The organism is Sporosarcina sp. OR05, assembly GCF_041414805.1.
GTDB lineage: Bacteria > Bacillota > Bacilli > Bacillales_A > Planococcaceae > Sporosarcina > Sporosarcina saromensis.
Window position 1 is genome coordinate 46562 of sequence record NZ_JANKJL010000004.1, and the last position, 13333, is coordinate 59894.

General features: G+C 45.9%; 15 protein-coding genes. 8 read left to right on the forward strand and 7 right to left on the reverse strand.

Features of this window, described 5'->3' with window-relative positions; genetic code table 11:
• Window positions 1-10: 10 nt before the first annotated feature.
• The 5 genes from NRI27_RS08675 (at window position 11) to NRI27_RS08695 (ending at window position 5626) form a co-directional block, all read left to right on the forward strand.
• Window positions 11-871 (forward strand): phytoene/squalene synthase family protein, encoded by an 861-nt coding sequence (locus NRI27_RS08675; protein WP_371390368.1) that lies wholly within the window; start codon window positions 11-13, stop codon window positions 869-871.
• 28 nt (window positions 872-899) lie between these two features.
• Window positions 900-2405 (forward strand): phytoene desaturase family protein, encoded by a 1506-nt coding sequence (locus NRI27_RS08680; protein ID WP_371390369.1) that lies wholly within the window; start codon window positions 900-902, stop codon window positions 2403-2405.
• Between the two features lie 13 nt (window positions 2406-2418).
• On the forward strand, window positions 2419-3567 hold the full coding sequence (locus NRI27_RS08685) for a glycosyltransferase family 2 protein (protein ID WP_371390370.1): 1149 nt from the start codon (window positions 2419-2421) through the stop codon (window positions 3565-3567).
• 37 nt (window positions 3568-3604) lie between these two features.
• Entirely contained in the window at window positions 3605-4084 is a 480-nt protein-coding gene (locus NRI27_RS08690; RefSeq protein ID WP_371390371.1) for a glycosyl-4,4'-diaponeurosporenoate acyltransferase CrtO family protein, read from the forward strand.
• A gap of 84 nt (window positions 4085-4168) precedes the next feature.
• Entirely contained in the window at window positions 4169-5626 is a 1458-nt protein-coding gene (locus NRI27_RS08695) for a protein adenylyltransferase SelO (RefSeq protein ID WP_371390372.1), read from the forward strand.
• Between the two features lie 69 nt (window positions 5627-5695).
• On the opposite strand, the gene NRI27_RS08700 is transcribed toward NRI27_RS08695, so the two are convergent.
• The 3 genes from NRI27_RS08700 to NRI27_RS08710 all read right to left on the reverse strand — a co-directional run bounded on the left by NRI27_RS08700 (window position 5696) and on the right by NRI27_RS08710 (window position 8081).
• The gene (locus NRI27_RS08700) at window positions 5696-6247 is read right to left on the reverse strand and encodes a DJ-1/PfpI family protein (RefSeq protein ID WP_371390373.1); all 552 of its coding nucleotides are present in this window, start codon (window positions 6245-6247) and stop codon (window positions 5696-5698) included.
• A 184-nt stretch (window positions 6248-6431) separates the two neighbouring features.
• Entirely contained in the window at window positions 6432-7193 is a 762-nt protein-coding gene (gene pgeF / locus NRI27_RS08705; protein ID WP_371390374.1) for a peptidoglycan editing factor PgeF, read from the reverse strand.
• 339 nt (window positions 7194-7532) lie between these two features.
• Window positions 7533-8081: a DUF488 domain-containing protein gene (locus NRI27_RS08710; RefSeq protein WP_371390375.1), complete on the reverse strand. Its 549-nt coding sequence runs from the start codon at window positions 8079-8081 to the stop codon at window positions 7533-7535.
• Between the two features lie 122 nt (window positions 8082-8203).
• On the opposite strand from NRI27_RS08710, the gene NRI27_RS08715 reads away from it, so the two are divergent.
• The 3 genes from NRI27_RS08715 to NRI27_RS08725 all read left to right on the forward strand — a co-directional run bounded on the left by NRI27_RS08715 (window position 8204) and on the right by NRI27_RS08725 (window position 10258).
• Window positions 8204-8353, forward strand: a complete 150-nt coding sequence (locus NRI27_RS08715; protein ID WP_371390376.1) for a hypothetical protein — start codon at window positions 8204-8206, stop codon at window positions 8351-8353.
• Between the two features lie 216 nt (window positions 8354-8569).
• On the forward strand, window positions 8570-9535 hold the full coding sequence (locus tag NRI27_RS08720; protein WP_317943789.1) for an alpha/beta hydrolase: 966 nt from the start codon (window positions 8570-8572) through the stop codon (window positions 9533-9535).
• A gap of 141 nt (window positions 9536-9676) precedes the next feature.
• Window positions 9677-10258, forward strand: a complete 582-nt coding sequence (locus NRI27_RS08725) for a histidine phosphatase family protein (protein ID WP_317943787.1) — start codon at window positions 9677-9679, stop codon at window positions 10256-10258.
• Window positions 10259-10547: 289 nt separating this feature from the next.
• Here NRI27_RS08725 and thiW read toward each other — a convergent pair whose 3' ends face one another.
• From thiW to thiM, 4 genes are read right to left on the reverse strand one after another with little or no spacing between them, the layout of a single operon-like run.
• The gene (gene thiW, locus NRI27_RS08730) at window positions 10548-11054 is read right to left on the reverse strand and encodes an energy coupling factor transporter S component ThiW (protein ID WP_371390378.1); all 507 of its coding nucleotides are present in this window, start codon (window positions 11052-11054) and stop codon (window positions 10548-10550) included.
• Complete coding sequence (gene thiE, locus NRI27_RS08735; protein WP_371390482.1) at window positions 11051-11671, reverse strand: thiamine phosphate synthase; 621 nt, start codon at window positions 11669-11671, stop codon at window positions 11051-11053. Before thiE ends, thiW begins: the two co-directional genes overlap by 4 nt.
• A 25-nt stretch (window positions 11672-11696) precedes the next feature.
• Complete coding sequence (gene thiD / locus NRI27_RS08740) at window positions 11697-12527, reverse strand: bifunctional hydroxymethylpyrimidine kinase/phosphomethylpyrimidine kinase (protein WP_371390379.1); 831 nt, start codon at window positions 12525-12527, stop codon at window positions 11697-11699.
• Window positions 12524-13282: a hydroxyethylthiazole kinase gene (thiM, locus tag NRI27_RS08745; protein ID WP_371390380.1), complete on the reverse strand. Its 759-nt coding sequence runs from the start codon at window positions 13280-13282 to the stop codon at window positions 12524-12526. The genes thiD and thiM overlap by 4 nt, the downstream gene beginning before the upstream one ends.
• Window positions 13283-13333: the final 51 nt, after the last annotated feature.

A 13333-nucleotide genomic window follows, 5' to 3' on the forward strand; every position in this document is an offset into this window, starting at 1 on the left:
GGGGTTTATGTTGATAAATCATCAGTCGTCTCTAGCCGCTGATTATCAGTATTGTGAAACGGTCATTAAGCAATATTCCAAAAGCTTTTACTATGCCTTTTCAACCTTGCCGCAAGAAAAGGCGAATGCGGTTTACGCAATCTACACTTTTTGCCGGTTGGCGGACAATAGCGTAGACGAAAACAAAACGGTTAGTAAACAATTGCGTGCGCTTGATCAATTGATGCATGAATTGAACTGTTTTGCCCATGGGATGGAGAAGGATACGCCGTTATGGCGGGCACTTCGAGATGTTTTTAATCGATATGATATGGACATTCAGCCATTTTTTGACCAGCTTACAGGGCAACGGATGGACATCAATTTTGTGTCGCCTCGCTCACTGGCGGATTTGGAAGCGTACAGTGTGTATGTAGCTGGTTCTGTCGGTCGAATGTTGCTACCGATTATCGCGACGGGTTCTGTTAGAGAGCTCGAACGGAGTGCTGTTGAGTTAGGGATTGCAATGCAACTAACAAATATTCTCCGTGATGTCGGGGAGGATTTTGTTGACAAAGGTAGAATTTATTTGCCGCTAAATGAAATGACGTCTTTTGGTTACACGGAAAGACAATTGGCTGATGGACAAATTACGGAGGAATTTATTCAGTTATGGGAGCACATAGCGACAAGGGCTGAGGCATTGTATGAGGGATTTATCCGCAAAAGTGAAGGGTTTGACGAAGATAGTAAGTTTGCTGTAATTACTTCTGCACGGGTGTATCGAGGCATTTTAGATAGCGTCCGGAAGAATGGCTACGACTGTTTTCGAAAGAAAAATTTTGTGTCCAAACTAGAAATGATGAAAATCGCAGCACAAGCTTCTTTTTGAAGGGGAGCGGGAAGAAAGAGGTGCAAAGATGTCACGAACGAAGAAAACAGTCGTCGTTATCGGCGGTGGACTAGGCGGGTTATCCGCTGCGATATCGTTAGCGCAACGAGGGTATGCGGTTTCATTGTACGAAAAGAATGCGCACCTGGGGGGGAAATTGAATCGACTTGAGCAGGATGGCTTCGGTTTTGACTTAGGTCCTTCGATTTTAACGATGCCGCATATTTTTGAACGGTTGTTTGCGGGCAGTGGCAAACGAATGGCTGATTATGTGCCGATTGTGCGGTTGCAAAAGGAGTGGAGATCCTTTTTCCCAGATGGAACAGTGTTGGATTTGTTCGGAGATTTGGAGAAGATGGAGCAGAAAAATCCGTTTTTATCGAGTTCTGACTTAAAGGAATACGCCGCATTTCTTCACTATGCGAAAGGCTTGTATGACATGACGGAGGAAGGGTATTTCAAAGTTGGGCTGGACACGACAGGTCAAGTCCTCAAACAGCATGGTGTCATCGCTTCGCTCAAAGGGTTTGACTTGTTTTCAACGATGTATGAAGCGATTGACAAACGGATACGCTATCCTCATTTGCGCGATATGTTGGCGTATTTCATTAAATACGTCGGCTCGTCTCCTTACGATGCGCCTGCTGTCCTTAATATGATGATTTACATGCAACATGCACAAGGATGCTGGTACGTCCCTGGGGGTATGAATCGGCTAGCGGATGCGTTGCGCACGTTGGCAACGGAGGTCGGTGTTGCACTCCATACAGGGGTGGCTGTCAACAATGTGTTGACGAAAGGGAAGGAATTGGCAGGTGCCGTGTTGGCGGATGGAACGATAGTTGAAGCAGATTATTTTATATCCAATATGGAAGTGATTCCGTTTTATGAAAAGATGGTCGAGACGGATCGACAAGAGATTGACAAGTTGGAACGGAAATTTCCGCCGTCCAGTTCGGGTCTTGTTTTACATTTAGGCGTAAAGAAAACGTATCCCCAACTGAATCATCATAATTTCTTTTTCTCAGCGAACTTGAAAGAGCAAATGGATAAAGTGTTTAAACACCATGAATTGCCGGACGATCCGACAATCTACCTTGTGAATGCAAACAAGACAGATGCTTCCCAAGCACCTCCAGGTCATGAAAATTTGAAAATCCTTCCGCACATTCCGCATATTCAAAATGTACCTTTCACAGCTTCTGATTACCTTCAACTCGAAGACAGGGTACTTGCTAAGCTTGAACGAATGGGACTGGAAGGGCTAAGGGACAATATTGTAACACGTGACGTGTGGACGCCTCATGATATTGAGCGTATGTACGGTTCACATCGTGGGTCAATTTACGGAACATTGTCGGACAAAAAGAAGAACAAAGGCTTTAAACATAAAAAACATAGTGATCGTTTTGACAATCTCTATTTCGTAGGCGGTACGGTCAATCCAGGTGGCGGCATGCCGATGGTTACGTTAAGTGGTCAGCAAGTGTGTAAGGCAATTATGAAACGGGATGGATTGAAATTACGTTACTAGTCGTGGCGTTAGAATGACGAAAGAGGTGGGTGACGTGTCAATCTTATTCATTGGAAGTGCGCTTGTCGTTTGTATTGGGTTATTGTCCGGCATGGTGGTATTTTGGAGAGTGCCCTCTTTGCGAACAACCCAACCTCCGACGTTCCAACTAGCATCGACAGTAACAATTATCATCCCAGCGCGGAATGAAGAACAACGGATACAGCCTTTATTGGAATCGATAGCTCTTCAAGAAGGCGTTCGAATTGAAACAATCGTTGTAGATGATCATTCCACAGATTGTACGCGAGAAGTTGCTCAATCGTTTGGCGTGCGCGTATTGACAAATGAAACACTAGAGGACGGATGGATTGGCAAATCGGCGGCTTGCTGGACTGGCGCCAATGCGGCTGACAGTGACTTGCTTTTATTCATAGATGCAGATACGGTATTTTCTTCGCCAACGAGCTTATTGGCCTATCTATCTGAGTACGAGGAGATGGGTGGGATCGGCATACTCTCGTTACAACCTGATCACAAAGCCGAGAGATGGTATGAGCAACTCGCCTCGATTTTTCCAGTCGTTGTCATGATGGGAATGAACGTCTTTACGGTTGTTGGTGATGCGGTAAAAAGTGCAGGGTCTTTTGGGCCGTGTGTACTTTGTAGAAAAGATGAGTATGGAGCGGTAGGGGGCCATGAATCCGTGAGAGGAGCTGTCATGGACGACCTTGCTCTCGGAAAGAAATTTCAAGAAAAGCAACTGCCCGTCCGCTGTTATAGCGGCCGTGGAATTGCATGGCTACGCATGTATCCTGGAGGCTTTCGGCAATTAATTCAAGGGTATTCCAAAAGTATGGCTTCGGGTTCATTAGCGACACATCCACTTGTCATGTTGCTCATAAATGCATGGATTGTCGGCGGCGTGCTAAGTCCGTTGTTGTTGTTACTATTCGCAGCGTTCAGTGGGGAAGTGGGCTTTCTGTTAGTAGCAGGAACCCTTGTCATCTGTTACATGGCATCCGTTGCTAGAGCCATTCGTAAGGCTGGGAATTTCAGTTTTTGGACAGTTCCTTTGTATCCGGTCTTATTCCTCTTCTTCATCGGTGTGTTCATGTACTCGCTCTATTTGGCCAAATGGCGTAAGCGGGTGAGGTGGAGCGGCAGAGATATTCAGGTGTGAAAAGGAAATTGATTCATCCAAGAAAGGAGCATGCAAGATGCCCGTTATTGATCTCCCGTTAGCATGGGTGGCAGTGTTGGATGTGTTAGCTTGGTTTGTTGTGCATCTAGTGCTCTCTTTCACTGTCCAACGTATTCCACTTGCTTTCTTTAATCGACATGAGCGATGGTTTACTCAATTTGCATGGGAAAGGGAAGGTGCGTTTTGGCAACGGTTCTGTAAGGTGAAACGTTGGAAAGGCTATATTCCTGATGGCACGTTGTTTGTTCGCGATGGTTTTAATAAGCGGCAGTTGCATGGGCGTGATTCCACTTCGCTCAGTTTGTTTTTGCTAGAGTCGCGCCGTGCCGAATATGTCCATTGGCTCATGATTGTGCCGAGCTTTTTGTTTTTCTTGTGGAATCCACTGTGGGCGGCATGGCTAAATGTCTTGTATGCCGTTCTATTCAATGTGCCCCTCATTATCATCCAACGATACAATCGCCCCCGGCTGGAACGGATAATTTCATCTCAATGAAAACGGTAGAATTGTGAAACGTGAATCCTCGCAAGATGTAGTGTACACTGGAGTGCAACTGGAACACAAAAGGAGCGAGGGAGAATGACGAAGAACGGTAGTGGCTGGCAATTTGACAATAGTTATACGCGCTTACCTGACGTGTTTTACGCAACTGTCCTGCCGGAAAAAGCCCCATCCCCAGCGTTGATTATTTGCAATGACGCGTTGGCGAAATCGATCGGTTTACACGTAGATGCATTGCAAAGCGAACAAGGGGTTGACGAGCTTGCAGGCAATAAAATCCCTGATGGCGCACAACCGATTGCACAGGCTTATGCAGGTCATCAGTTTGGGCATTTCACGATGCTTGGGGATGGCAGAGCGGTGTTGCTCGGTGAACAGTTGACACCAACCGGCGAGCGTTTGGATATACAGCTAAAAGGTGGTGGTCCAACGCCATTTTCACGTGGTGGAGATGGTCGTGCAGGACTCGGACCGATGCTTAGGGAATACATTATGAGTGAAGCGATGCATGCGTTAGGCATTCCGACAACACGCAGTTTAGCGGTTGTTGTAACTGGATCGCCCGTATACCGCGAAGAAATCTTGGCAGGTGCTGTGTTGACGAGAGTGGCGACGAGCCATATCCGAGTCGGCACGTTTCAATATGCAGCGGCACGGCAAGTTGTTGAAGATTTGCAAGCACTTGCTGATTATACAATTGAGCGGCATTACCCAACTGTTGTAAGTCAGGCGAATCCATACGTTGCGTTTTTTGAAGAAGTGATGGATCGCCAAGCGCAGTTGCTTGCAAAATGGCAATGTGTTGGATTTATTCACGGTGTCATGAATACCGATAATATGGCGGTTAGCGGGGAGACGATTGACTATGGGCCGTGCGCGTTTATGGATATGTATGATCCCGCAACTGTCTTTAGTTCCATTGATCGTCAAAGCCGCTACGCATTTGGCAACCAACCCGGCATAGCGGAGTGGAATCTCGCACGATTTGCGGAAACGCTCTTGCCACTTTTTGATGCGGACACGGAAAAGGCTGTTGGCATTGCCGAACAGTTGCTGTCCCAATTTGGCGAACGGTTCCATCATCATTGGCTAGCCGGCATGCGAAACAAGCTCGGTTTGTTCAATGAAGAGCAAGGTGACGGTCAACTCATAAAAGAGCTATTGCAACTCATGCAGGCGCACAAAGCGGACTTCACCAATACGTTCCGTGCATTAACACTTGGTGAGTTCAGTGAATTGCAAATGGCGTCAAGTGAAAAATTTGAAGCGTGGCACAGTCGTTGGAAAGAAAGACGTGCACGACAAGAGGAATCTGAAGAAGCAGTGTCGCAATTAATGAAAAACAATAACCCAAACATCATCCCGCGAAACCATCGCATGGAAGAAGCATTGGATGCCGCCATAACAGGCGACTTATCGGTCATGGAACACTTCTTGGCAGCCTTGGAAAATCCATACGCCTACACCGAAGACCAAAAACCATACATCCAACCCGCAGACCCGGAAACTCCCTATTTCACCTACTGCGGCACATAAAATTCACGGTGCCTGCCACCAACACGATTCGGAATTGCCAAAATTGTGTTGGTGACAGGCACCCATTTTTTAGTCCATAAGTCGCATGAATTCCCGCATGAGCCCTGGCAGGTCTGGCCAAGCATGTCCGGAAACGAGATTGCGATCCGTATGAAGGTCTTTTTCGATATACGTTGCACCCGTTGCCGAGACGTCTGGTTTGCAAGCGATGTATGCCGTATACTCGCGATCTTTCATGAGATCTGGCAAGACTGATAACACTTGAGCAGCATGGCAAACGACTGCAACCGGTTTGTCTTCTTCAAAGAAATGACGCACAATGCCCGGCAACGATTCATCCAATCGGATATACTCCGGCGCACGTCCCCCAGGAATGATCAAGCCGTCATAATCAGCAGGATTCACATCCGCAAATGCAACATTTGAATCCAGCCCATACGCAGGTTTTTCTACATACGTCTCCATTCCATCGATAAAGTCATGACTCACCGTCTGTAACTTTTTCACGGAAGGCGAAGCGATTATCGTCTCAAATCCTGCCTCTAAACAACGATAATACGGATAGAAAATCTCCAAAGCTTCAACTGCATCCCCAGCTACAATCAACACTTTCTTACTCATATCCATTCTCCCTTCAACTGTCTGAATTTCCCTACTACTCGCTTCTATTCGACACGAATCGGAAAAATCCTCCTCGCAGCTAAAAAGAGAAGGTGGTGGCGGAATATTCGTAATCGTTTTGGTGCGTGTCCCCAAAAAAATTCAGAAAAATACCGGTTCATCTAATATGAACCGGTAGGTGGTATTATTCTTTTCGCATGATAAAGCTTAAATGGCGACCGGCTTTCTTATCTTGTCTGTAGGAGAAGCCATCTTCGCTTACGTATGTGCATGTTTGATCGACTGTAATTCGTTCAGCTGGTACGCCTGCAAGCTCCAATTGTTTTTTCACAGTACGCTGATTATCAATATGGTATTTATTTGTAGCATCATTAAAATACATGAATTCATCCGCATAGCCGAGCGCTTGAAATTTAGTATACACATCTTCATCCACTTCAAATTTTTCCTGACTAAGTGCCATACCGATGTGTACATGCCAATCTGCAGTGGAACATTGCTCTTCGTTCGCAAGCTGTTCAAACACTTTTCGTGTAATCTCTTTGACAGTACCTTGCCAACCTGAGTGAATAACTCCGATGATACCGTTGTTTTCATTGTAGAAAATGACGGGAACACAATCTGCTGTAAACGTACATAGCAACAAATTCGGCTCATCAGTATACAATGCATCGACGTCGGGAATTGCGGTATGTGCTTGCGTAGCGCCGCGGCCTTTGTCTGCGTGCGTCACTTTATAAACGTTCGCACTATGTGTTTGATGCGCGCAAACAAAATTAGTAAGTGCACAATCCACCTGGGTCGCTAAATTTCCTCGGTTTTCAATTACTGCTTCATGGTTAACACAAGCGTGAAGCGCCATATTATTGTCTTCCGCTTGTCCTCTATCCCGCAATGTCGTCCCTGCAATAATGTTTTCGTTCGTCTTGTATCGTTTCATTTTCATATCATCACCTGCTTTTACTATACGCAACGTTCCGCAGTCTGTATAGGACAACACATAAGTCGCGATAGCTAATCTTACTGCGCGTTAATAAAACGTAATAGGCACCTGTCCTCAGTTTTGTCTTTCTATTAATCACGTTTGCTGTATTAACGATCAGTTTATCCAGTCTACCAATCACTTTTCCAGTCCTATCCATCACTATTCACAATCTATCGATCAATTTCGTCTTTTTTGCTACGAAAATTTTTCTCTGTTCGCGAATAAAATATAAAAAATCGACCATAATTATGAAGAGCCATAAACGATTTCGACTCCCCCTGCAATCGTTTGTGGCTTTACCTATTTCTCCGGATAGACCACTGTGCCGTCCAATTGTAATTCAGGAGGCGGACCCCATTTACCTGGTTCGTGTTGTTCGATAAGTGTCTTTCCTTTTGGACCGTCTACTATATGGCACACTGTCCAACCGTTCAGAGCGAGCCAATTGCTAATTAACAAACGATGACAACGTGCAGGATGCCGCTCGGAACAGCAAATCGCAACGCGGTTCGTACAAGCGAATTCTTTCAGACATTCAAGACCTTCTTGAAAAGCCGGTTGCAACGTGTAGTCTGCATAATTGTGGAAAGATTGATTGTTCCACGCGTCATTCACTTCTTCATCAACCTCTTTCGATTTGTTCCGTCGACCACCCAATTTCTTCATATGTACATAGTCTACACCCGCTTTCGGCAACCATTCGCTCATACGATCTTCATGAAAGTGCGGAAACTTGCGGCTCCCTGGAAATGCACGAATATCCGCCACCATCTCAATTTCAGCATCCTGCAACAACTTGATAAATTCTTCTTGTGTGTGTGTAGAGTGCCCGATTGTAAAGAGTTCCATGCGACTCATCCTCTCTTATTGTTTGAGTACCCTAACGATCAAGTTTGATAAACGTAATACCTTTTTGTTTGGATTACTAGCACTCGGGAATACTATATGTAACGGCAAAGGGGTGAAACGGTATGACAAAAAGCTATGCTGGCGATAAAGATGAAAATCGTAAAGTAAGCGAAGGAGATTCAGCAGTAGCAAACGATGCTGCAAAACGAGCTGAACAACAAGTTGAAGACATAAAAAAAGAAGCCCAAGACGCAGTAAAAAAACAACAATAGATAATAAACCGTCATCCAACAAGGTTGACGGTTTTTTGGTGCCTGTCCCCAAAACAATTCGCAATTGTTTTGGGGACAGGCACCGGAACTATTCCCATTATTCAATCACTAATTTACTATTCTTATTATTTTTAAAAAATTTCCATACATGTTGCTCTGTTTATCTTGTATACTTGTAGTAGGGTGATGTGCCCGCAGATAGAAGATAAAAGGGGAATGAGTACGATTAAGATTCATTGGAAGAAGTTGTTGGTGCTTTTTTCAGTTGTTTTTCTAGTGATCCAAGTGGCGGGGAGCTTCTTTTTCTATGACTTGGCAGTGAAGCGTGGTCCGAAAGAATACTTGCAGGGCAACGCTGATTTAAAAGTCTCAGAGAAAACGAAGCAACTGTACACGAATGGACATTGGAAGCAATGGGTCGCTAATCAGGAATTTGAATTAGTGAGCCTAACGTCACGGGATGGACTGCAATTGTCCGGTTATTACTTACCTGCTGCACAGCCAACGGATAAGCTTGTCATTTTGACACATGGCTATTTAGGTCATGCCAAACAGATGGGGCTTTTTGGACAGTATTATCACGAAGAATTGAATTACAACATATTTATGCCCGACGCGAGAGGGCATGGCAAAAGTGAAGGCGACTACTATGGGTTCGGTTGGCCGGATCGCCTTGATTTGATTGACTGGACGGATATGTTTGTCCAAAAACTCGGTCCAAATACGGAAGTGGCCTATCACGGGTTATCGATGGGAGCTGCTACGGTCTTGATGGCAAGCGGGGAAGACGGTTTACCCGCTCAAGTGAAAGCAATCATCGCAGACAGTCCATACAAATCTGTCTATCAATTGTTCACGTACCAGATGAACCGCATGTTTCACTTGCCGGCATTTCCATTATTGGATGGCACAAGTGCGCTCACGAAAATTAGAGCAGGCTATTCATTCCGGGAAGCAAGCGCTTTAAAAGAAGTGCAGAAGACAGAAATCCCGATCTTTTATGTTCATGGGAAAAGTGATACTTTCGTTCCGACCGAAATGGCCGAAGAACTGCACCAGAAAACAGCTAGCGAATCAGAGCTGTTTCTAGTTGCCAACGCCAATCATGGTGAAGCGTATGCACTAGCAGGTGACACGTATCGAAAGAAAATGGGTCATTTTCTCGATCGTTATATGAAATGAACGACCAGTTCCTCCATGCAAGTCGGGGGAACTGGTTTATTCTTTTACACAGCATCAAACGGGATCACCACAAATATGTTTTGTGATAGGAAGGTTTCTTTTCATCTAGCAAGGGAAAATAATAAGTAGGAGGTGTGCGAAGTGGAAAAAGTGATTTATATTGTTCGACATTGTTCAGCTGAAGGTCAATCACCGCATGCAGATTTGACAGCGGAAGGAATTGTACAGGCGGAGAAGCTGGCAGCATTTTTTGATGAGGTAGAAGTGGACCGTATCGTTACAAGTCCTTTTGTCCGAGCTCGCATGACAGCTGAACCTTTAGCAGAGCGGAAAGGATTGTACTTCGAAGAGGATAGTCGATTGGCGGAACGGACGTTAAGTTCGTATGATTTTGAGGATTGGTTGTTGAAATTAGAGGATTCATTTCTCGATGTCCATTTGAAATATGAAGGTGGCGAGTCATCACACGAAGCGATGGAGCGTGTATGTAATGTGGTCGAAGAGTTGCCAGATGGCTCCAAAACGGTGCTCGTTACACATGGAAATCTGATGACGCTCCTCTTAAGATGTTATGACGAACACGTCGGTTTTGCAGAATGGCAGGCACTGACAAATCCCGATGTGTACCGGGTGCATGTAACTGAAGCGGGTGCAAACGTAGAGCGAATTTGGCGGGAGGAACTTCTAGAAGAGTCTCATTCATCCGACCATGTTTTTGAATGAAATGAACGCATCAAAAAGAGAGTCGTCGAAGTTACATACTTGCCGACCGTACAACTGGATACCATCCCTCTAGCTACCATTGTTGGCGATAATAGCTTCCCTAAAATCATATACCGCTCCTAGCCTAATCGCTGGAGCGGTTTTTACGACTCAAAAAGTTATGGATTGAATAGACTTGCTTATCAATCGAGTTCACAAAGTTATCGATCGGATAACCAAAGTTATCACCATATCGAGACTTTCGAACCACGCTCACACTTGAACTAACTTCCTCTGACCAAACGTATTCTTACAATCGCCCACCGACACTTTCGATTTTATGCCACGCTGAAGTTTGCTGCAGCCGGACAACAAGAATTAGCCCAAGCGCCGCGCCACTCACCGTTGAAACCAAAAATGGGGGAACGAAAAAGAAGGCAGTGACCGTTGTACCCATTAAAATCTTCGCATAAGGTACTGCCAAAAGTGACGCAATCACGCCTGTACCAATCACTTCACCAATCCCAGCGAGCCACGCTTTACCAAACTGTTTATAAAATAGACCTGCCAATAACGCACCGATCATGCCACCGGGGAATGCGAGTAATGACCCTGTGCCAGTCAATACTCGAATAAGTCCCGTCAAAAATGCAATAACAACTGCGGGAATCGGTCCTAACAAGATGGCTGCAACTACGTTTACAGCATGCTGGACTGGATACGCGCGTGCTATGCCTGCGGGGAATGAAACGAATGTCGAGCCGGCAACTGCTATTGCAACAAACATCGTCATGATAACCATTTTTCGCGTGTTCATAAAGGAACCCCTTCTTTCTCTATAGATTCAGCAAACGCTTTAGTCGCCGCATAGACATCCGTTGCTCCAGCAATTGCTGAAATGACCGAAACCCCGTTTGCGCCCGCAGCAAACACAGGTGCAAAATTATCGACAGTAATGCCGCCGATGCCGACAATCGGTAAATCAGGATAAACAGACCTTGTCGTCTGAATGAACTGTGTGCCAGCTACCGGTTTTGCGTCCGGTTTTGAAGTAGTCGTGTAGACAGGTCCCATTCCGATGTAATCAGCACCCGCTTCAATTGCGGCTAGCACTTCATCCGACGTATGTGCAGACACGCCGAGTATTTTCCCAGTGCCAAGCCGTTTTCGAACAATCGCTGCCTGTTCATCTTCTTGCCCAACATGTACCCCGTCTGCATCAAGTGCTAAAGCAAGGTCCACATCATCGTTCACGATGAACGGAACACCATATTCCTTGCACAACTCTTGGCATTGTCGAGCAAATTCCAGCAATGCTTCGCCTCTTTTCGCACCCGGCCCTTTTTCTCGTAACTGAAAGCAAGTAATGCCGCCACGCAAAGCGCACTCGAGCACATGTAGAGGGTCCTGCGTTCCTGTATTCGTCGAACCCATTATGAAATATAGTGCCAGTTGCTCTTTATTCAATTATGACAACCTCCTTTGCATCCTGCTTCAATCGATTATATGCCCAGTGATTCGTTGGCCCGTGACCTCCGCCTAATTGTAAGCCATCCGATATGGCCGCTTGAATAAATACCTTCGCTTCACGCACTGCTTCCTGCAAACTTTTTCCTTGCGAAATGAATGCAGTAATTGCGGCAGAAAACGTGCAACCCGTACCATGCGTATCTTTTGTAGCAATCCGTTCTGATTTTATCGTGAATGAATAGCCGTCTGCCCCGAAGAAAAAGTCTTCCGCAAACTGCGCATCATTGCTATGTCCTCCTTTTAAAATGACCGCTTTTGCCCCTGAACTAAGAATCCGGTTCGCTGCTTCTTCGTAATCAGCTGTCGACTGAATCGTCATATCCGCAAGCACTTCCGCTTCCGGAATATTTGGCGTGACGAGAGTAGCAAGAGGAAGTAAATGTGCTTTCAAAGCAGTAACGGCTTCATCTTTAAGTAAAGATGCGCCACCTTTTGCGATCATCACTGGATCAATCACGAGGGGTGGGCAGCCATTGTTCCTTAATGAAACTGCTACCGCCTCAATAATGTCGGCTGAAAATAGCATCCCTGTCTTCACGGCTCCTACTGAAAAATCGTCCAGCACAGCTTGTATTTGAGCAGTTACACCTGCCGCCTCAATCGGGTAGACACCGTGTACGCCTAACGTATTTTGTGCAGTAACAGCCGTTAACGCGGACGTTCCGAATACACCAAGCTCTTGGAACGTCTTCAAATCCGCCTGTATACCAGCCCCCCCGCCACTATCTGAACCTGCAATCGTCAAAGCTACTGAAGTCATAGCAAATCCTCCTCTGTTATTGCATAAAGTGCGTTCAATAAATTCACAGCAAAGTCTCCTGGTCCAGTAGATAGTGCCGCTGCCTGTTCACCTGCTCTTTTATAAATAGCCAAAGCGTTTTCCGCTGCTTCCAACTTGTGATCGTCTGCCACTGCAACAAATGCAGCAACGACCGCACTTAACAGGCAACCTACGCCTGTGACACGTGTCATAAGTGAATGGCCCCCAGCAATTCGCACGACCTTTTTGCCGTCTGTAACAAGATCCTCAACACCGGTCACTGCAACAAGACAGCTGTATCGCGTCGCCACTTCAAGCGCGAGCTGTTCCAAATCTGCCTCTCCATCTCCTGCATCAACCCCTTTTGCTTGCCAATCAATTCCTGCAATTGCTGCAAGTTCCCCAGCGTTGCAACGAATAAGGGATACAGGCACTTTCTCTAAAATCGATAGGACAGCGGCTTTTCGGAATGAGGTCGCTCCAGCACCGACTGGATCGAGGATGACCGGAATGCCATTAGCCGCCGCACGCTCCCCAGCAAGGCACATCGCCTCAACACTGACCGCTTTAAGCGTACCGATATTCAATACGACAGCTGATGAAACAGCCGCCATATCCGCTGCTTCTTCAACCGCATCCGCCATGACAGGGGAAGCTCCTAGTGCAAGCAAGCCATTCGCTTGGAAATTCGCAACAACAATATTCGTAATGCAATGAATCAACGGTTTTTCGTCTCGTAGTTTTTGTAAATACATCGTCAACATACCTCCATATATGCAAAAAAGCCGCTCCTGACAGGGCGTCAA

Coding starts and splice junctions, on each gene's coding strand:
- NRI27_RS08680 (WP_371390369.1), top strand. CDS start 900: ATGTCACGAACGAAGAAAACAGTCGTCGTTATCGGCGGTGGACTAGGC.
- NRI27_RS08685 (WP_371390370.1), top strand. CDS start 2,419: ATGACGAAAGAGGTGGGTGACGTGTCAATCTTATTCATTGGAAGTGCG.
- NRI27_RS08690 (WP_371390371.1), top strand. CDS start 3,605: ATGCCCGTTATTGATCTCCCGTTAGCATGGGTGGCAGTGTTGGATGTG.
- NRI27_RS08695 (WP_371390372.1), top strand. CDS start 4,169: ATGACGAAGAACGGTAGTGGCTGGCAATTTGACAATAGTTATACGCGC.
- NRI27_RS08700 (WP_371390373.1), bottom strand. CDS start 6,247: ATGAGTAAGAAAGTGTTGATTGTAGCTGGGGATGCAGTTGAAGCTTTG.
- pgeF (WP_371390374.1), bottom strand. CDS start 7,193: ATGAAAATGAAACGATACAAGACGAACGAAAACATTATTGCAGGGACG.
- NRI27_RS08710 (WP_371390375.1), bottom strand. CDS start 8,081: ATGGAACTCTTTACAATCGGGCACTCTACACACACACAAGAAGAATTT.
- NRI27_RS08715 (WP_371390376.1), top strand. CDS start 8,204: ATGACAAAAAGCTATGCTGGCGATAAAGATGAAAATCGTAAAGTAAGC.
- NRI27_RS08720 (WP_317943789.1), top strand. CDS start 8,570: ATGAGTACGATTAAGATTCATTGGAAGAAGTTGTTGGTGCTTTTTTCA.
- thiW (WP_371390378.1), bottom strand. CDS start 11,054: ATGAACACGCGAAAAATGGTTATCATGACGATGTTTGTTGCAATAGCA.
- thiE (WP_371390482.1), bottom strand. CDS start 11,671: ATGGGTTCGACGAATACAGGAACGCAGGACCCTCTACATGTGCTCGAG.
- thiD (WP_371390379.1), bottom strand. CDS start 12,527: ATGACTTCAGTAGCTTTGACGATTGCAGGTTCAGATAGTGGCGGGGGG.
- thiM (WP_371390380.1), bottom strand. CDS start 13,282: ATGTATTTACAAAAACTACGAGACGAAAAACCGTTGATTCATTGCATT.